The sequence below is a fragment of the uncultured Mailhella sp. genome, assembly GCF_963931295.1.
GTDB lineage: Bacteria > Desulfobacterota > Desulfovibrionia > Desulfovibrionales > Desulfovibrionaceae > Mailhella.
Window position 1 is genome coordinate 2,993,662 of record NZ_OZ007001.1, and the last position, 16,553, is coordinate 3,010,214.

Consider the following 16,553-nt stretch of genomic DNA (forward strand, 5'->3'; position numbering starts at 1 on the left):
CCATGCGATTGACGGTTCACGGCGCGCCGCCTGTTCCGTGGAGGCGGCGCATGCGCGCGGTCTGCGGAAAATGCGGCGGGGCGTCTCCTTCGCGTGCGAAGGCGGCGCAGAAAAAACGGGGCGGTCCCGGAACGCTCGTTCCTGAGATCGGCGCGGAAAACAACGATCTCAGCTGGAGCGCTGGGCGAGACTCTTCATCATGTCGGTCATGCTCTTGGTCACGGTGGAGAGCGCCTCCATCATGGCGTTGTACTGACCGATTTCAAACTGAAGGGAAATCATCTGCTCGTTGCTCAGCTCGGAGCCTTCGCCCAGGGCTTCCATCTTCGCGTTGAGATCGGAACCCTTGGTGCTGATGCCCTGAAGGGTGTTTTCAAACATCTGGGAAATGTTGAATCCGCTGATGGAATCCATAGTGTCCTCCTGAAATCATGCAAAAAGCTTGTCGAGAATGTCGGCGGCGGCATGCACGGCCGAACGGGCCGCCTGCGCCGTCTTCATGTCCTCCGGCGTGAGGCCTTTGTCCATGGCGCGCCTGAGATCGGCGTCCATGGCGGCCACTTCATCGCGCACGGCGGTCTGCGCACCGTAGGGGGCGTTCTCCATAATGTCGAGAACGGAGACAAATTCACTCATGGGAACCTCGCAATGGATAGGTGATGGTTTGATTGTTCCTGCTCAGGGTAAGCGCATCGACGGAAATGCTTTCCAGCCGGTATCCGCCGGGCAGATCGCCGCCTTCAAACACCCGTTCGCCTCCGGCCAGAGTGATGAACTTCAAGGCGCCCATGGAAACCGAGGTCACACTGAAGCCCGTCGCTTCGCGTGGCGCGGACGCGGCGGGAGCGGCGCGCCGCGGCTCTTCCCTCGCGTAGATGTTGTCGCGTTTGGCCGGCTGCAGCGTTTCGGAATCATTGACGATGTCGAAACGCACCGGAACGCCGAGACGTTCCTGCACGGCGGCGACCGTCTTTTCCAGCGAGGACCTCGTCTGCGGCGTGAAGGCGCCGTGCAGCACGATGCGCCCCGGAAGATACTCCGTCTTCACCGTCTCAAGCCCGGCCGAAATCAGCGCGGGAGCGAGAAGAATCTGCACGTCCGTCTCGTGGCGGATGTCGCGGAACAGGGCCAGCTTCGGCTTGCCCGTGGATGGCGACGTCTGCAGATCGGGCACGTTGCGCACGGCTTCCGAGAGCGCCTGTTCCTCCAGCACGCCGTTTTTGATGTAGCCCTTGACCAGCAGCCCCGGATGCGCGGAAGGCGGCAGTTCCGTCACGTCGGGATACAGCCCGAGCGTGTTGAAGGAGGCTCTGACGGCGTCCGCGGCGTCGGAACGAACCGTGACGTCCAGATACACGGGAAATTGCAAAAACTGTGCCAGCCTGAGCAGCCTGCCGCGTTCCCTGTCGGAGGCGATGCGCCCCGTCACGGTGACGCCGTTTTCCGTGCCGACCACGGTCAGGTTGTGATAGCCCGCCTCGTCGAGCAGGGCGCGCACGCGCTCTTCCGGGGAAATTCCGCCGTCCGAGCCCTTCCAGGTCAGGGACAACATGCCCAGCAGCACCACGGCAAGGGCGACGCCCGCCTTCCGCAGAACGCGGCCGGAGCTGCGCGGCGGCTCGGAGGCTCCTTCCGCAGGCGAGGCTTCTTCCATGGAGAGCGGCGCTGTTTCGTCGGGGGAGCCAGCATTGTTGGCATCGGGAGCGGCGGCTGCCGACGTTGTTGCCGCGGCCCGGGCGTTGTCCGGACTCGGGGCTTCGGCGGGCCTGTGCGCGCGTGCGATGACGTCTTCCACTTCCTGCCAGGCGGCGTTTCCGGCGGACGCGGTTTCCGTCCAGGCAAAGAGCACCTGGCCGAGGCTGAAGGGCCGTCGCGGCAACACCGGCTGTTCCTGCTGCAGCGCTTCGCCGTTCAGCGTTACGGGGCCGTCCAGCGGTTCCACGGTCACCTGCGGCCCCTTTTCCGAAGAGGTGACGCGCAGCACGGCATGACGGACCACGAGGGAGGAATCTCCGAAAATGAGATCGCAGGAATCGTCGGAACCCATGACGTACGCGCCGTCTTCCAGTTCTATTTCCGCGCCGAGGTGAATGCCGGAAAACACGCGAAGGGTGACGCCGTTCATTTAGAGCGTCCTTTCCGCGCCGGAAATCGTGGAGACTTTCGGCGTGCTGGAGGCACGGGAGCAGCCCGCGCCCCGGGGCTGAACCGGCTCGCGGGGCGCGTAGTCGGCCTGCGTGGCGTCGCGATGGAAGGACGGGTCCTCCGCCTGCACGGGTACGTTGGTCTCGTTCAGCTGCACGATGCGGGGAGTGATGAGAATGAGGCGCTCCATGCGCTTGCTCTGCTTGGACTTGGCCTTGAACAGGTTGCCCAGCACGGGAATGTGCATGAGCAGGGGAACGCCGCTTTCTCCGGACTCCTTCTGCTCGTAGTAGTAGCCGCCGATGAGCAGGCTCTGCCCCGCGCTGACGATGGCCTGCGTGTTGATTTTGGTCTGCTTGATGGGCGGCACGCCCGTGGTGGTTGAAACGGTGCTCGTGCTGTTGTCCTGATCGTCCTGCACGCTGACGGCCAGCTTGATGGAGGTTTCGCCGTTTTCCCTGATGATGTGGGGCGTCACGCGCAGCACGGTGCCGGCTTCCACTTTGTAGAGGTCCACGGCCTGATAGCCCTGCACTTCCACATAATAGGTGGTGGTATTTTCCAGGGTGGCCTGAATGTTGTCCACCGTGAGCACGGAGGGGCGGCCGAGCACGCGGGCTTCGTTGTTTTCCTCCAGCGCCTGAATGCGCGCAAGGAAAAAGTCGCTGCCGTGGGTATAGATGGTGGAGAGCGTCATTCCGGCGCTGTCCACCACGCCGGGCGAAGGCATGCCCGTGCCGCCGGAGGTATTGCCGGAAATGGTGCCTCCGCCGCTCCAGCCGTTGTTGTTGTATCCTGCGCCCTGGAAGGAAATTCCGAGGTCGCGCTTGAAGTCGGTGTCGATGTCCACGATGGCGGCGTGGATTTCCACCAGTTCCACGGGCTTGTCCAGATCCTTGATGACCTGGGCGTAGTAGGGCATGCGGTAGGCGGCGTCGCTCACGAGCACGGCGTTGACGCGCGGATCGGCCATGATGCTGATGCTGCCGGAGCTGACCGGCGTGGGCGAGGCCGGAGCCTGCGGTTCGGAATTATCGTCGGCGCCGAGCGCGGCCAGTCCCTTTCCGCCCAGCTTTTCCACGGTGGCCCGCTCCTGCGTCACCTTGGTGCCGGAAACGGTGGTGCCCATGACCATGGCGCGCAGAATGGAGGCGATGCCGGGCACGGTCACGGTTTTGTCCATGCTGCTTACGGTCATGTCTTCGGCCCAGGCGTGCTTGAGCGGAAAGACCCGCATGACGATCTGCTCTGTCTGCGAGGCTTCATAGGCGGCTACGGCGCTGCGGATCTGATCCAGATAGGCCTGCGGGCCGGATACGGAAATGACGTCTCCGGCGGCTCCCAGCGAAGGGGGAAGCTGCGGAGAGAACACGGCGGAGTTTCGGAGCGCGCTGTAGAGCTGCTGCGCCGTGCCGGTGCGCGGAGAAATGAAGATGCGTTTTGTTTCCGAGGCGTTGTAGAAATGCAGCGTTTTGCCGAGCGTGTACCAGTACACGTCGAAGGCGCTGCGCATGCCGTCGAGAAAGATGAGGGGCGGAACGTCCTGAAATCTGCCGCTCACCTTGCCCTTGACCGCCGGGGAAACGGCGGCGGTATAGCCTTCGGCCTGCGCAAAGTTCATGAGTACCGTTCCCAGTTCCTGTCGATCGGCATAGTAGGAGAAATTGTGGCGGAAGGGCCCTGCGGCCGAGGCCTGGGCACAGAAGACAAGAAGGCACAGGCAGGCGACGAGCGCCAGTCTGAGCGTGCTGGACGGGAAAAGCCGGGAAGCGGAGATCCTCATAGTCATCCTTGGAAGGAATCGGCGGCAGGCCAGGCGCCGAACGAGAAGCTGAACGGAGACGGCCGGACGCCGGCAGAATTGGCGGAACCGGAAATCTGCCGTTTCCACCAGGCAAGATCGTTGAGAAAATCCCGGACTTCGGCAACGAGCGCGGTTTCGGTCGTCGTGGAGAGGCGGAAGGATCGGTGGAGCTCAAGTCCGCTCTCCCCGATGCCGAACACGGACCGGCGTTTTTTCAGGGACCCCGCCGCCAGCGCCGCCAGACGCTGAATTTCGCTCTCGGTCTGAGCGTCGTCTCCAGAAGGGGCGGCTCCGAGCTTTGCCAGCAGAATGCCGGTCGAGCTGTCCGGGGAGAACAGTTCAAAATCCAGACCGCCTTCCAGCGAAAAGCGGAAGACCCCGTCGCCGTCGGGCGAGGCGTTGTTCCATCCTGCAGCCCGGGTGATGGTGTCGACGGTCTGCTGAAGAGACGATGTCATGACGAGCTCCTGAATTTTTTCCACTTTAGTGACTTTTGCAGAGGTCTGTCAAATGTCCTGCGCGTTGTGCCGGCGCTTTTTCAGCCTGAAAGGGCCCTTGGGGCCGGAGAGAGAAAACTCCCTCCGGACCCAAGGGATCAGCCAAGAATTTTGGTTCTGGTCTGATTGATGTTCTGCTGAATGGCGTCCTGCGAGCTGAGGGACTTTTGAATGAGGGCCTTCAGGGACTCGTCCAGGCTTTCCAGATTCTGCTGCTGGGCGCGGATGCGTTCCACGTCGCCTTCAAGTTCCTTGAGCTCGGCGTCGTACATGGTGCTCACGCATTGACCGATGCTGCCGAGAATGCTGTTGGCTCCGCCCATGCCGGAGTTGAAGGCCTGCACTCTGGAGTTGAGCATCATATCGGCCTGCTGTCTGGCCAGCGTGGAGGCGTTGTTTGCCTTGTCCAGCGCTTCGTTCATGGCCTGTTCGCCGACGATGGGCTTGGTGCCGCCGCCCGTGGAGGATTCAATGGAAGAGTTGTATGCGTCCTTGGCGGTCTGTTCGTTGGCCCTCATGCCTTTGGCCGTCATGGAGACGGATGTCAGGCCCTGCGCGATGCTCAGCGCACCGGTCACGACGCCGGTGACAAGCTGCACTATGGCCTTTTCGCGGATGGTGTCGGCCTGTTCTTCAATCTTGGAAGCCATTTCTTCGGTCTGCATGGCGCGCATTTCGGCATTCTGACGGCGCTGTTCCGAGGAAAGCTCGGTAATCAGGGCCAGATAGCTGCTGCCGAAGGAGGGCACGGCTCCCAGAGAGGAAGCATTGAGGGTTCCTGTGGGCTTGGGCAGAAGGTCGCGTATTTCGTCCACGACGTCCATGAAGGAGAGCTTGCCGTTGTCCGAAACGGAAAGAACCAGCGCTTCAAAGTCGCTTTCGGTCTTGCCGGTGGACTTGATGTAGGACGTCTTCATGTAGTCGTAGAGATACTGGTCGAATCCTACGAGATCGTTGACACTGTTGATGGTGGCCATGGAGAACTCCTTCTTCGCTCGTGGCCGGTCAGGCCATGGTGGGGGAGACGCCCAGAATGGCGCTTTGCGTTTCCGCGCATTCCCCGACGATTTCTTTTACCTGAGTCATGAGATCGTTGGCCCGCGTCATTTCCGCTTCCACGAGATCTCTGTCCATCTGTATGGCCTGGCGCAGACGTTCCAGAATGGCTTCAAGCTCCTTGCTGTCCGCCTGACTGTTGGAGATCTTGTAGTCGATGACGGCTCCGGCGATGGTGGCGGCGCCTGTGGCGGTGTTGGTGACGCCGGAGGCGATGTTGGTGACCTTGGAGGCCAGCGACGTGATCTGCGCGGCCTTCTGCGCGGCCTGACTGCCGACGCTGGCCAGGCTTCCGGCGCTGGAGGCAAAGCCCGCGCCGAGGCTGACGCCTATGGAGACCACCATGATGGCCATGTTCATGCCGAAGCCGAACCACTGGGCGGCTTCGTCGCTCATGCCCAGTTTTTTGCCGAGCTCCGTGAATCCGGCGGCGATGCTGTACTTGCCGTCGGACGCGAGGGAAACCACGCTGTCCACGGTGGAGACCAGGCCGACGGCGCCTGCGGCAATGAGCAGCGGGTTGGCCGTAAGCGCGCCGGCGACGATGCTCGCCACGGAAGCAATGGCTCCCACGATGGCGCCGATGATCTTGAAGGCCTTGAGAAATCCGTTGAGCACGGATTTCTTCTTCATTTCTTCCAGACGGTCGGCAATTTCCTGCAATTCCTTTTCATTGACTTCCGCCTGCTGTTCCGCCTTGAGCTCCAGGCTGGACACGCCGTCGCGGCAGGCCTGACGGCGCACGTCGTCGCCGATGGCGTTGATCAGCGTGTCGAGGGAAAGCGGGCTGGAGGAGAGGGGAATCTCGGGCAGACCGAGTTCGGCAAGAATATTCTGAAGTTCCTCGTTCTTAGGGTCGAGAACAAGGGGGGCGTCGGCGCCGGAAGAGCCGGTTGCGCCGGTTTTCTGGGAATTTACGCCGCTGGTGGAAGAGAGCGGATTATATGAACTGATAGGGTTGAAATCGACCATGATTTACTCGCTTGCATTGAGCATGGTAAGCAGCGCGCGGGCCTTTTTGTGGCAGTCCGCGTGTGCGGGATTGTTTTCATCGCCCAGCGTGAGCAGTCCCTTGAGGGCACCCACGGCGTTTTCCCTGTCGCCGAGCTGAATGTAGCATTTGGCGGCAAAGAGGAAGGGAACAGGATCGGTCAGCAGACCGGCGGTTCCGGCCATGGCGTAGGCGTCGACGGCTCCCTTCAGATCTCCCTGCGCCTGACGGCAGCCGGCAAGTCCCATCCAGAAGCGGACTTCCTTGTGCCGGTACAGGCACAGAGCCTGAAACACGGTTCCGGCGTCGGCAAAGTTGCCGGAGGTATAGAGATTGTAGGCAAGCGCATAGAGAGATTCTATCTGTTCGTCCGTCACATTGCACACGTCGCCGATGCTGGCGCCCTTGTTCAGAGCGCTGATGATGGTGGCGATGTCGCTGTCGCTGAGGGGAGTGTTGTCGGCCATGGCGTGATCCCTTTTTAGGGTAAGAAGGTTAACATGGGAAAAATGCGTCGGAAGCGATGCGGCCTATTGACCGCGGGCCAGATTGGTGAGGGTCTGGTTGGCGTTGGAGATCTGGGTGTTCGCACCCTGCAGATAGGAGTTGTACTGCCCGATGAAGTCCTGCAGATAGACCATGAGGGTCTGCGTCTTGTTGCCCACGGTTTCCTGATAGTTGGTCAGCGACTTCAGAGCGTAGTCCCACTCGTCTTTGCCGAGGATGTAGTCTTTGTCGTTGTTGGGAAAGCTGAGTCCCCGCTTGTTCATGAAGTCGACAAGTTCCTGCGACATGGGATAGCAGTCCTTGCCTGTGGTCTTTGTGCCGCTGATGCTGATTTTGCCTACGCCTTCGCCGTTGCTGCCCATCTGCTGACAGTTGCGGGCCTGTTCGATCATTTCGGCGCATTCTTTCTGTTCGTTCTGGATTTCTTCGATCTGCTTCATGTAGTCCGTGGCCTGCGCCTTGCAGATTTCGGACTGCGCAAGCTGAAGCCTGGCGAACATCATCTGCACGCTGCCGGTGGGGCCGAGATCGATGGTGTTCATGATGGAGGAAAGTGAATTGGTTCCAGATACCTGTGACATGATATCTTCCTGTTGTTCTCGAAATTTCTGAGCCGATCAGGCAGCTCATGCCTCCGGATTCGGAAGCGACGCAGCCTACTGACCGCGGGCCAGACTGGTGAGGGTCTGGTTGGCGTTGGAGATCTGCGTGTTCGCGCCCTGCAGATAGGAGTTGTACTGTCCGATGAAGTCCTGCAGATAGACCATGAGCGTCTGCGTTTTGTTGCCGATCTGTTCCTGATAGTTTGTCAGCGACTTCAGATTGTAGTCCCACTGATCGGCGCTGTGCATGTTGTCGTTGCCGTCCGTGTCGTAGGAGAGGCCATGATCCTTGAAGTACTGCACCATGTCGGCGGGCATTTCGGTGTTTTTATTATTGGTTTTGGCGTCGTTCTGGAGCGCTCTGGCCTGTTCGATCATGTCGGCGCATTCTTTCTGCTCGTTCTGGATCTCTTCGATCTGCTTCATGTAGTCCGTGGCCTGCGCCTTGCAGATTTCGGACTGCGCGAGCTGGAGTTTTGCGAACATCATCTGCACGCTTCCGGTGGGGCCGAGGTCGATGGCGCTCATGATGGAGGAAAGAGAGCTGGTGCTGTTTACCTGAGACATAATTGTTGTGTACCCTTGATGAAAATGAATTCTGAAAAGAAACGCTGCAGAAAAGCGAAGGCCGTCAGAGCCTACTGACCGCGGGCCAGACTGGTGAGAGTCTGGTTGGTGTTGGAGATCTGGGTGTTGGCACCCTGCAGATAGGAATTGTACTGTCCGATGAAGTCCTGCAGATAGACCATGAGGGTCTGCGTCTTGTTGCCGACGGTTTCCTGATAGTTGGTCAGAGACTTGATGTTGTAGTCCCATTCGTCGGCATTGTGGGTTTCATAGGTGCCCGTCAGATCGAAGGACAGTCCGCGGGAATTGAAGAACTCGATCATTTCCGCAGGCATTTCCGTGGCGGTATTCTTGGTTTTGGCGTCGTTCTGGAGCTTTCTGGCCTGTTCGATCATCTCGGCGCACAGCTCCTGCTCTTCCTGGATTTCTTCGATCTGCTTCATGTAGTCCGTGGCCTGCGCCTTGCAGATTTCGGACTGCGCGAGCTGAAGCTTGGCGAACATCATCTGCACGCTTCCGGTGGGGCCGAGGTCGATGGCGTCCATGATGGAGGAAAGAGAGTCGGTGCTGTTTACCTGGGACATAATGTTTTCCTGTCGTTATTCTCAAAAGTTGTGGAACGGACCGTCACGACCGCGTCTGCGCGTCGTTGCCGGTGTCGGACGGCGACTATTGTCCTGTGGGCTGCCCGCCAGTATCCTGCAGATGAGCGCTGTATTGCCCGGTATAGTTCTGCAGGGCGTTTATGAGGGGCTGCGCCTTGTCGGCAAGCTGATTCTGATAGATGGTCAGCGACTTCAGATTGGTGTCCCACTGAGCGGCGTCACAAGTGTTGCTGCTGCCGTCAGCGGCACAGGACAGTCCGTGATCCTTGAAGTACTGCACCATGTCGGCGGGCATTTCGGTGTCTGCGCCGCTGGTCTGGGCCTGACTCTGCAGTTCCCTCGCCTTTTCGATCATGGTGTCGCAGGCCTTCTCTTCGCTCTGGATTTCCTCGACATCGTGCATGATGCTTTCGATCAGCTGCTTGCATTTTTCGGCCTGTGCGAGCTGAATCTTGGCGAATATCGTCTGCGCGTCGCTGGCGGATCCGAGGTCGAGTTTACCCGTGATGGAGGCGAGAAAGCCGGAATTTGTGACATGCATTATTGTATTGCCTTCCTGACGTCCGGTTCAGATTCGTACCGCGCCCCGGCGTCCGCGGCCGGCGCAGCAGCTGCCGGCATCGGAGGTGGTTCTGGCCTGTGCGGCTCTGGCTTCGCCTTCGCGTTTTGCGCGTTCGGTGGCTTCGGCCATGGCGCGTTCCAGTTCGGGGGTCATTTCCGAAGCGTCAACGGTGACGGGCTGATCTTCGGCAAAGCCGAGAATTTTTTTCTGCTGGGCGAAGACGGCGTTGAGTTTGGAAAGTTCGTCCGCAAGGCGGGAGATTTCCTGCTGCTGATTTTTCAGATCCTGTTCGGTAAAAGCCATGATGAACTCCTTGAGTATGGGCACCGCTTTTGCATGTTTGCGGTTCGCTGAATATTATGCAAGAAGCATGCCAAAATGGGGATGTGGCCGGTCGGCGGGATATGGGGAAAAGGTGCTCGTCGGCTTCATGAATGATTGCCAATTTTTTTGGCGTTCATGGGAAAAGAGTTGCCACGCACCCTTGTTTTCGACATACTACCAGAGCCGCCGACCGGTTGCAATCGCAAATGCGCCGGGCATCAAAGAGCGCGACACTGCTTTCTGGCACGATACTTGCATAGATAAGTATATACAGGAGCGCACAGCATGCCTATAAATTCCATATCAGGTGCCTTTTCTACGGCCGAGCAGGTTCGACATACGGAAAGCGCCGCGGCAAAGGGCGCGTTTATGGGGAACGCCGTTGTTCAGCAGCCCTCGCCTGAATCTCTTTTGGCCGATGCTGCGGAAGAACTGACGTTCTCTGCCGACACGACGGACGATTTCGAGCTTGAAGAACGCAAGGAGCGGGACAAGATAAAGAAGTCGGAAGAGGAGCGCGTCAAGCTTTATCAGGAGCTCATGCATGAGGCCGGCAAGAGCGAGCAGCTCAATCAGCTGCGCGACAGTCTGCATACCCGGGCGGATTCGCGTCGCGCGCTGGACAAGGCGCGGGAGTATTTTCCCGATCCCTCGGACGCCTGGGCGGCACTCAGGCAGATGCAGGAAGAGCTGCGGAGCGGGGAAGCCGACGAGGCGCTGCTCAGTGATGTGGACGCCGCCGTTGCCGAGCTTGAGGAGCGGGAAGGTCCGGCCATACGGGCAGGCGTTCAGGGCGCGCTGGCGTCGGCGGGATTCAGGGATCTCGGCGGCAGCGACGAAATGCGCGATTTTTACCGCCGCACGGTGTGTGAGTTCGGCTCGGTCAACGAGGTCTTCGCTCACGTGATGGAAAAATACGGCGGCGATTTCGACAAGGCCATGGACTTTCTTTTTTTCGCGCTCAGTGCGGATATGGCCTCCGACGAGCCGAGCATGGGGATCAGGCATCTGGAGAGCGTGCATGAAACGCTCGGCAAGGTGCGTCTGACGCAGAGCGCCTACCGTCTGTGCGAGACCATGATGGATCGCTGGCAGAACGTGCATGGCGTGCCGCCGCGCGAAGGAGGACTCACGGCCATGGATCTGCTCGGCAGCATTGTGGGGCTTCGGGAAATGCGCTTCATAGGAGCTGCGCAGATAGAAAGCATTCTTGCCAAGGCCGGAGCGCCTGATATAGAAAGAGAAGTGCTTTTTCTGCAAGAGCTTCTGAGCACGGCGAGAAAGTTTCCCTCGGCGCTTTTCGACGACGATCAGGGCCGCATGAAGGTGCTCGACGCCGTACAGGAGGCCGTGGACCGGGCCATTGAGCGCGAAGACGAGTACCTGGCCAAATAGGAAGGATGACGCCATGCTGGACTATGAAATAGAAGCTTTCGGCCGCAGACTCGGTCTGGAGCGCCTTGCACTGTCTTCGGAAGGCGTCGCGCGGCTGGACATCGAAAATGTGGGCAGTCTTTATCTGGAGCGTCAGGAGAAGGCGGGAGCGGGCGAGCTTCTGGTGTATGTGTCCGCGCAGCTGCCCGTGCCCGACGGGGGCGCGACGAGGCGTCTGCTGGAGCTTTGCGACTACAGGCACGGCTATCCCATGCCGGTGTTTGCCGGAGCGTTTTCCGGCAGGGCCGTTCTGCTCACGCGCATGGAGGAGAACGCCGTCACGGCGGCGGGACTGGAGAACGCGCTGCGCTTTCTGGCGGAACTTCTGCGCGGGGCGCTGTAGACCGGTGCCGCAAGTTGTCTGGAGGTGCATGAATTATGCCGTTACCTGTCAATCTTCTTGATTCGTCTCTGGGCATTCAGCATGTCATGGACATGCCGGATCCCGACAATCTTCCGCGGGCGAGGGAGCTGGCTTCCAACGCGCTCAGCGAGCCCGGCCTTGAGGAGCTCTACGCGCCGAACAACGCGTGGCAGCTCATGGAACGGGCGCTCTGTCCGGATGTGGGCGACGGTTCCATGCTGAGCCCCGAGACCTTTTCCGAATCCCTGCATGCATGTGTGCAGGATCTTGCGGACAACGCCGATCCGGCCGTTCGCGAAATGGTGTCGAAGGAGCTGGAGCCGCTGCTTCAGAACGGTCAGCTGCTGCAGGCCTATCTTGGCCTGATGATAGGAGGCTGAGTCATCCGTGCTGAAGGAAAATGAGAAAAAGACGCTTCACGTGCTGGCATACATGATGCTGCGCATGGGGCAGGAAGAGCGCGCCGGCAGAATTTATGCCGCGCTGGCCGCGCTCGCGCCTAGGGAGCATCCCGACAGGCTGGCGCTTGCGGGCGTGGCGGCGGTGGCCATCAGCGCGGGCGACGGCGCGGCGGCGCTCGAAGCTCTGCGCGTAGCCATGAGCGGAGCGCCGCTGTCCTCCCGTCAGGCGGTGCTGCATCTCATGAAGGCGCAGGCCTTCTGGCTTGAAGGCAGAAAGGAAGAGGCCCGCGCGGCGCTTGATGAATATCTGTTCCTCGTTGGAGGAGGAAAGAACGCATGAGTCTGATGGACAAGGCCTCGCTCGGGGTCAGACTGATGACCCGTCACAACGACATCACTATGGTGATGCTGCTGGTCGTCGTTGTGGCGCTTATGATCGTGCCCCTGCCCACGCCCCTTGTGGATACGCTCATCGGCGTGAACATGACCCTGTCGTTCCTCATGCTCATGATGTCCATGTACGTGAAGACGGCGCTGGACTTTTCCTCGTTTCCCACCATGCTCCTGTTCACCACGCTTTTTCGTGTGGGTCTGAACATCACGACTACCCGCCTTATTCTGCTTCAGGCCGACGCGGGCGAGATCATTTTCACGTTCGGCGACTTTGCGCTCGGCGGCAACTTCGTGGTGGGCGCGGTGGTGTTCGTCATTCTCACCATCGTGCAGTTCCTTGTCATCGCCAAGGGCGCGGAACGCGTGGCCGAAGTGGGTGCGCGCTTCACGCTGGACGCCATGCCCGGCAAGCAGATGTCCATCGACGCCGACATGCGCGCCGGCGTCATAGACATGGAAGAGGCGCAGGTGCGGCGCAACCGCGTGCAGCTCGAAAGTCAGATGTACGGAGCCATGGACGGCGCCATGAAGTTCGTCAAGGGCGACAGCATCGCGGGCATGATCATTGCCGTCATCAACATTGTGGGCGGCACCATCATCGGCATCACGCAGCACGGCATGACGGCCGGCGAAGCCCTGCACACCTACGGCATCCTCACCATCGGCGACGGTCTGGTTTCGCAGATTCCGTCGCTTCTGGTGTCCATTTCGGCCGGCATTCTCATCACCCGTTCCGGCGACAGCGACGACAACGTGGGCGCGCAGATAGGCCAGCAGTTCTTTGCTCAGCCCAAGGCGCTGCAGATGGCGGGCGGACTCATTTTTCTTTTTGCGCTCATTCCGGGGTTCCCCAAACCGCAGCTTTTCACGCTGGCGTTTGCCGTGGGAGGCTTCGGCTACGTGCTCGAACGCCTGGCCTCGGCCCCCGAAAAGCCGGACGGCAAGGCGGAACTGGCCCGTTCCCTGGCTCCGGCGGCGGAGAAGAAAAAGCCCAGATCCGCGTCCGGCCCGCAGGACGATTTTTCGCCCACCATTCCCATCATTCTGGACATTGCGCCGGACATCGGGGAATCCATGGATTACGATTCGCTCAACAGCGAACTTTCCGGGCTTCGCCGCGCGCTGTATTTCGATCTCGGCGTGCCGTTCCCCGGCATCAACATCCGTCCGAATCCCTCGCTTCCCTCGCTCGGCTACGTGCTCAATCTCAATGAAATTCCCATGGCGCGCGGCAAGCTGGAAAAGGGCATGGTCATCGTGCGGGAGAAGAAGGTCAATCTGGATTTGCTCGGCGTCTCGTACCGGGAAGGCGAGCCCTTCCTGCCCGACGTGGATCCGCTGTGGGTGGCCGAGGCCGACATGGCGCGTCTGGAGCAGGCGGGCATAAGCTGCATGCCCCATGCCCGCATTCTGGCCTATCATCTTTCGCTGCTGCTTTCGCGGCATGCGTCGAGCTTCCTCGGCATGCAGGAGAGCAAATACCTGCTCGACCGCATGGAGGAACGCGCTCCCGATCTGGTGCGCGAGGTGACGCGTCTTCTGCCCGTGCAGCGCATTGCGGAAATCTTCCAGCGTCTCGTGCAGGAACAGATTTCCATCCGCGATCTGCGCAGCATTCTTGAGGCGCTCATTGAATGGAGTCCCAAGGAAAAGGACGTGGTCATGCTCACGGAATACGTGCGCAGCGCCCTCAAGCGTCAGATAAGCTACATGTATTCCCGCGGGCAGAACATGCTTCCGGCCATACTTATGGATCCCTCGCTGGAGGAAACCATACGCAAGGCCATCCGGCAGACGTCAGCGGGCGCGTTCCTGTCGCTGGATCCGAACACGTCGCAGCGCATCGTTCAGGCGGTGGGCGAGGCCGCGGGCAAGTACAAGGGCAGCACGCAGAAACCCGTGCTCATGGCGTCCATGGACATCCGGCGCTATGTGCGGCGTCTTATTGAAAGCAAGTATTACGAGCTGCCCGTCATGGCCTATCAGGAAGTGACGCCGGAAATTTCGGTGCAGCCCGTGAGCCGCATCAGAATATAGGGGAAAGGGCATGAACAGCATTGCCATGGATTATGCCTCGCAGGCGCTGTATCTGGTGCTTGTGATTTCTCTGCCGCCCATCGTCATCGCTTCGGTCATCGGCATTGTGCTCAGCCTCGTGCAGGCGGTGACGCAGCTTCAGGAGCAGACGCTCACCTTCGGCGTGAAGCTCATTGCCGTGGTGGTGACGCTGTTTTTGCTGGGCGGCTGGATGTCGGGGCAGATACTGCGTTATGCGGATGAAATTTTTACCCGTTTTTATCTGCTGTGAAGGGGCGGCGTCTGATGCGCGGCTCGGAAAGGGCGCGGGCAGAGCGGCGCTGACGGCCTTCCGCCGTGAGGCGCAGACGGGCGCGCGGGCGCAGACGTCGGAAAAGTTTTGGGGAGCGAGGAGTTTTGGATACCGGTCTGTTCTGGGGATATTCGCTGCAGGAGCATTTTCTGGCGTTTCTTCTGGGAACGCCGCGCCTTTTCATGCTCATGCAGACGGCGCCGTTCATGGGCGGCACGCTGGTGACGGGGCAGCTTCGCGTCACCATCGTGCTGGCCTGCTACATGGTGCTGCACCCCATGCTGCTGGCTCAGATTCCGCTCTGGGAAGGGCTGTCGCTCGCTTCGGGACTGCATGTGGGGGTGCTCATTGCCAAGGAAGTGTTTCTCGGCATGCTCATGGGCTTTCTTGTGGGCATGATGTTCTGGACCATCCAGTGCGCGGGCTTCTTCATCGACAACCAGCGCGGCGCGGGACAGGCCACGGAAACCGATCCGCTGGCCGGAGAGCAGACGTCGCCCACGGGATCCTTCTTTTTTCAGAGCGCCGTGTACGTGTTCTTCTCTACGGGAGCGTTTCTGACCTTTCTCGGCGTGGTGTACGCCAGCTATGAATTCTGGCCGGTCGCATCCATGCTGCCGTCGACGTTTTTCCAGCAGCCGACGCTGCCGCTCTTTTTTGCAAAAAAGGTGAGCGATCTTGCCCTTGACATGGTGCTGCTTTCCGGGCCCGTGGTGGTGGCCTGCCTGCTCACCGACATCTCGCTCGGCCTCATCAACCGCTTCGCCTCGCAGCTCAATGTGTATGTGCTGGCCATGCCCGTGAAGAGCGGCCTTGCCTCTCTGCTGCTTATTTTCTATTTCAGCATGCTCATGACCGGAGCGGTGAGCATGTTTGACTCCTTCGGTTCCGATTTGCGCTATCTGCAGGTGCTGCTGCCATGAGCGACGAGAAAACAGAACAGCCGACACCGAAACGATTGCGCGAAGCCCGGGAAAAGGGCGATGTGTGCCGGAGTCAGGACATCGCTCCCGCGCTTACCACGCTGGCGGTCGGGGTCTATCTTGCTGCCAATGCGGGGAACATTTTTTCTCTGCTCAGGGACATGGTGCTTCTGCCCATGGAGTTCATCACGCTGCCTTTTCATGAGGCCATGGCCAGGGCTGTGCCGCTGGTCGTGCATTCCTCGGTCATGCTGGTGGCTCCGGTGGTGGGCATAGTCATGGGCGTGGCTCTGGCGGGAACACTGGCGCAGACGGGCGTGCTCTTCGCCTTCAAGGCCGCCATGCCAAAGCTGGAAAACCTGGATCCCAAGAAGTGGTTCCAGAAGGTGTTTTCCATGAAGAACCTGTTTGAGCTCGTCAAGAATCTCATCAAGGTGGGCGTGCTCGGCGGCGTGGTGTTCTTCATTCTTAAAAAGTACCTGCCCATGCTGTTCGGCATGCCCGAAAGCGGCATAGGAGCCATGTGGACCGTGGTCGGCGCGGCGGTCAATTCTCTGGTGCTCACCGCCGCCGGAGCGTTCTGCGTCATTGCGGCGCTGGATTATCTGTATCAGCGCTACAAGTACAATCAGAATCACATGATGAGCAAGGACGAAGTCAAGCGGGAATTCAAGGAAAGCGAGGGTGACCCGCACATCAAGAGCAAGCGCAAGCAGCTCCACAAGGAAATGCTTGCCCAGAACTCCCTCGACAACGTAAGAAAGGCGAAGGTGCTCGTGACCAATCCCACCCACTATGCCGTGGCCCTGGATTATGAAAAGAACAGAACGCCGCTTCCCGTGGTGCTGGCCAAGGGCGAAGGACTGCTGGCAAAGCGCATGATGGAAGTGGCAAAGCAGGAGGGCATTCCCATCATGCGCAACGTGCCTCTGGCCCGGGCGCTGTATCGGGACGGCACGGAAAACGCGTATATTCCGCAGGATCTCATAGGTCCTGTGGCCGAAGTGCTGCGCTGGGTGCAGAGCCTGGAGCAAAAATAAGGAGATTGT

At 59.9% G+C, this 16,553-nt stretch carries 21 protein-coding genes; 8 read left to right on the top strand and 13 right to left on the bottom strand.

Annotation, left to right across the window (positions count from 1 at the left end; all coding sequences use genetic code 11):
- Positions 1 to 168 precede the first annotated feature (168 nt).
- From ABGT79_RS12745 to ABGT79_RS12805, 13 genes are all read right to left on the bottom strand, one after another.
- Positions 169 to 414 (bottom strand): EscF/YscF/HrpA family type III secretion system needle major subunit, encoded by a 246-nt coding sequence (locus ABGT79_RS12745; protein WP_294486039.1) that lies wholly within the window; start codon positions 412 to 414, stop codon positions 169 to 171.
- Between the two features lie 15 nt (positions 415 to 429).
- A complete protein-coding gene (locus ABGT79_RS12750) occupies positions 430 to 636 on the bottom strand; it encodes a hypothetical protein (RefSeq protein ID WP_294486041.1) in 207 nt (68 codons plus the stop codon).
- Positions 629 to 2,125, bottom strand: coding sequence for a type III secretion system inner membrane ring subunit SctD (gene sctD, locus ABGT79_RS12755; RefSeq protein WP_346666492.1), 1,497 nt, complete (start codon positions 2,123 to 2,125; stop codon positions 629 to 631). The genes ABGT79_RS12750 and sctD overlap by 8 nt, the downstream gene beginning before the upstream one ends.
- On the bottom strand, positions 2,126 to 3,928 hold the full coding sequence (gene sctC, locus ABGT79_RS12760; protein ID WP_346666493.1) for a type III secretion system outer membrane ring subunit SctC: 1,803 nt from the start codon (positions 3,926 to 3,928) through the stop codon (positions 2,126 to 2,128).
- 2 nt (positions 3,929 to 3,930) lie between these two features.
- Positions 3,931 to 4,407, bottom strand: coding sequence for a hypothetical protein (locus tag ABGT79_RS12765; protein WP_346666494.1), 477 nt, complete (start codon positions 4,405 to 4,407; stop codon positions 3,931 to 3,933).
- A gap of 137 nt (positions 4,408 to 4,544) precedes the next feature.
- The gene (gene sctB, locus ABGT79_RS12770) at positions 4,545 to 5,423 is read right to left on the bottom strand and encodes a type III secretion system translocon subunit SctB (RefSeq protein WP_346666495.1); all 879 of its coding nucleotides are present in this window, start codon (positions 5,421 to 5,423) and stop codon (positions 4,545 to 4,547) included.
- A 28-nt stretch (positions 5,424 to 5,451) separates the two neighbouring features.
- The gene (locus ABGT79_RS12775) at positions 5,452 to 6,474 is read right to left on the bottom strand and encodes a type III secretion system protein (protein WP_346666496.1); all 1,023 of its coding nucleotides are present in this window, start codon (positions 6,472 to 6,474) and stop codon (positions 5,452 to 5,454) included.
- Between the two features lie 3 nt (positions 6,475 to 6,477).
- A complete protein-coding gene (locus ABGT79_RS12780; protein WP_346666497.1) occupies positions 6,478 to 6,960 on the bottom strand; it encodes a SycD/LcrH family type III secretion system chaperone in 483 nt (160 codons plus the stop codon).
- Between the two features lie 63 nt (positions 6,961 to 7,023).
- On the bottom strand, positions 7,024 to 7,581 hold the full coding sequence (locus ABGT79_RS12785) for a USH1C-binding protein 1 (RefSeq protein WP_346666498.1): 558 nt from the start codon (positions 7,579 to 7,581) through the stop codon (positions 7,024 to 7,026).
- A gap of 75 nt (positions 7,582 to 7,656) precedes the next feature.
- Entirely contained in the window at positions 7,657 to 8,169 is a 513-nt protein-coding gene (locus ABGT79_RS12790; protein ID WP_346666499.1) for a hypothetical protein, read from the bottom strand.
- Between the two features lie 71 nt (positions 8,170 to 8,240).
- The gene (locus ABGT79_RS12795; protein ID WP_346666500.1) at positions 8,241 to 8,753 is read right to left on the bottom strand and encodes a hypothetical protein; all 513 of its coding nucleotides are present in this window, start codon (positions 8,751 to 8,753) and stop codon (positions 8,241 to 8,243) included.
- 85 nt (positions 8,754 to 8,838) lie between these two features.
- On the bottom strand, positions 8,839 to 9,315 hold the full coding sequence (locus ABGT79_RS12800) for a hypothetical protein (RefSeq protein WP_346666501.1): 477 nt from the start codon (positions 9,313 to 9,315) through the stop codon (positions 8,839 to 8,841).
- Positions 9,316 to 9,342: 27 nt separating this feature from the next.
- Positions 9,343 to 9,639 (bottom strand): hypothetical protein, encoded by a 297-nt coding sequence (locus tag ABGT79_RS12805; RefSeq protein WP_346666502.1) that lies wholly within the window; start codon positions 9,637 to 9,639, stop codon positions 9,343 to 9,345.
- Positions 9,640 to 9,945: 306 nt separating this feature from the next.
- On the opposite strand from ABGT79_RS12805, the gene sctW reads away from it, so the two are divergent.
- The 8 genes from sctW to sctU all read left to right on the top strand — a co-directional run bounded on the left by sctW (position 9,946) and on the right by sctU (position 16,544).
- Positions 9,946 to 11,055, top strand: a complete 1,110-nt coding sequence (gene sctW, locus ABGT79_RS12810; RefSeq protein ID WP_346666503.1) for a type III secretion system gatekeeper subunit SctW — start codon at positions 9,946 to 9,948, stop codon at positions 11,053 to 11,055.
- A 13-nt stretch (positions 11,056 to 11,068) separates the two neighbouring features.
- Positions 11,069 to 11,437: a CesT family type III secretion system chaperone gene (locus tag ABGT79_RS12815; protein ID WP_346666504.1), complete on the top strand. Its 369-nt coding sequence runs from the start codon at positions 11,069 to 11,071 to the stop codon at positions 11,435 to 11,437.
- Between the two features lie 35 nt (positions 11,438 to 11,472).
- Positions 11,473 to 11,838 (top strand): type III secretion protein, encoded by a 366-nt coding sequence (locus tag ABGT79_RS12820; RefSeq protein ID WP_346666505.1) that lies wholly within the window; start codon positions 11,473 to 11,475, stop codon positions 11,836 to 11,838.
- A gap of 7 nt (positions 11,839 to 11,845) precedes the next feature.
- Positions 11,846 to 12,199, top strand: coding sequence for a hypothetical protein (locus ABGT79_RS12825; protein WP_346666506.1), 354 nt, complete (start codon positions 11,846 to 11,848; stop codon positions 12,197 to 12,199).
- Entirely contained in the window at positions 12,196 to 14,289 is a 2,094-nt protein-coding gene (sctV, locus tag ABGT79_RS12830; protein WP_346666507.1) for a type III secretion system export apparatus subunit SctV, read from the top strand. Before ABGT79_RS12825 ends, sctV begins: the two co-directional genes overlap by 4 nt.
- A gap of 10 nt (positions 14,290 to 14,299) precedes the next feature.
- A complete protein-coding gene (gene sctS, locus ABGT79_RS12835) occupies positions 14,300 to 14,560 on the top strand; it encodes a type III secretion system export apparatus subunit SctS (protein ID WP_346666508.1) in 261 nt (86 codons plus the stop codon).
- A 125-nt stretch (positions 14,561 to 14,685) separates the two neighbouring features.
- Positions 14,686 to 15,504, top strand: coding sequence for a type III secretion system export apparatus subunit SctT (gene sctT / locus ABGT79_RS12840; protein ID WP_346666509.1), 819 nt, complete (start codon positions 14,686 to 14,688; stop codon positions 15,502 to 15,504).
- On the top strand, positions 15,501 to 16,544 hold the full coding sequence (gene sctU / locus ABGT79_RS12845) for a type III secretion system export apparatus subunit SctU (RefSeq protein ID WP_294486099.1): 1,044 nt from the start codon (positions 15,501 to 15,503) through the stop codon (positions 16,542 to 16,544). The genes sctT and sctU overlap by 4 nt, the downstream gene beginning before the upstream one ends.
- Positions 16,545 to 16,553 lie beyond the last annotated feature (9 nt).

Coding starts and splice junctions, on each gene's coding strand:
- ABGT79_RS12750 (WP_294486041.1), bottom strand. CDS start 636: ATGAGTGAATTTGTCTCCGTTCTCGACATTATGGAGAACGCCCCCTAC.
- ABGT79_RS12790 (WP_346666499.1), bottom strand. CDS start 8,169: ATGTCTCAGGTAAACAGCACCAGCTCTCTTTCCTCCATCATGAGCGCC.
- sctC (WP_346666493.1), bottom strand. CDS start 3,928: ATGAGGATCTCCGCTTCCCGGCTTTTCCCGTCCAGCACGCTCAGACTG.
- sctW (WP_346666503.1), top strand. CDS start 9,946: ATGCCTATAAATTCCATATCAGGTGCCTTTTCTACGGCCGAGCAGGTT.
- ABGT79_RS12785 (WP_346666498.1), bottom strand. CDS start 7,581: ATGTCACAGGTATCTGGAACCAATTCACTTTCCTCCATCATGAACACC.
- ABGT79_RS12775 (WP_346666496.1), bottom strand. CDS start 6,474: ATGGTCGATTTCAACCCTATCAGTTCATATAATCCGCTCTCTTCCACC.
- sctS (WP_346666508.1), top strand. CDS start 14,300: ATGAACAGCATTGCCATGGATTATGCCTCGCAGGCGCTGTATCTGGTG.
- ABGT79_RS12745 (WP_294486039.1), bottom strand. CDS start 414: ATGGATTCCATCAGCGGATTCAACATTTCCCAGATGTTTGAAAACACC.
- ABGT79_RS12800 (WP_346666501.1), bottom strand. CDS start 9,315: ATGCATGTCACAAATTCCGGCTTTCTCGCCTCCATCACGGGTAAACTC.
- sctB (WP_346666495.1), bottom strand. CDS start 5,423: ATGGCCACCATCAACAGTGTCAACGATCTCGTAGGATTCGACCAGTAT.
- ABGT79_RS12765 (WP_346666494.1), bottom strand. CDS start 4,407: ATGACATCGTCTCTTCAGCAGACCGTCGACACCATCACCCGGGCTGCA.
- ABGT79_RS12805 (WP_346666502.1), bottom strand. CDS start 9,639: ATGGCTTTTACCGAACAGGATCTGAAAAATCAGCAGCAGGAAATCTCC.
- ABGT79_RS12820 (WP_346666505.1), top strand. CDS start 11,473: ATGCCGTTACCTGTCAATCTTCTTGATTCGTCTCTGGGCATTCAGCAT.
- ABGT79_RS12795 (WP_346666500.1), bottom strand. CDS start 8,753: ATGTCCCAGGTAAACAGCACCGACTCTCTTTCCTCCATCATGGACGCC.
- ABGT79_RS12780 (WP_346666497.1), bottom strand. CDS start 6,960: ATGGCCGACAACACTCCCCTCAGCGACAGCGACATCGCCACCATCATC.
- sctV (WP_346666507.1), top strand. CDS start 12,196: ATGAGTCTGATGGACAAGGCCTCGCTCGGGGTCAGACTGATGACCCGT.
- sctU (WP_294486099.1), top strand. CDS start 15,501: ATGAGCGACGAGAAAACAGAACAGCCGACACCGAAACGATTGCGCGAA.
- ABGT79_RS12815 (WP_346666504.1), top strand. CDS start 11,069: ATGCTGGACTATGAAATAGAAGCTTTCGGCCGCAGACTCGGTCTGGAG.
- sctD (WP_346666492.1), bottom strand. CDS start 2,125: ATGAACGGCGTCACCCTTCGCGTGTTTTCCGGCATTCACCTCGGCGCG.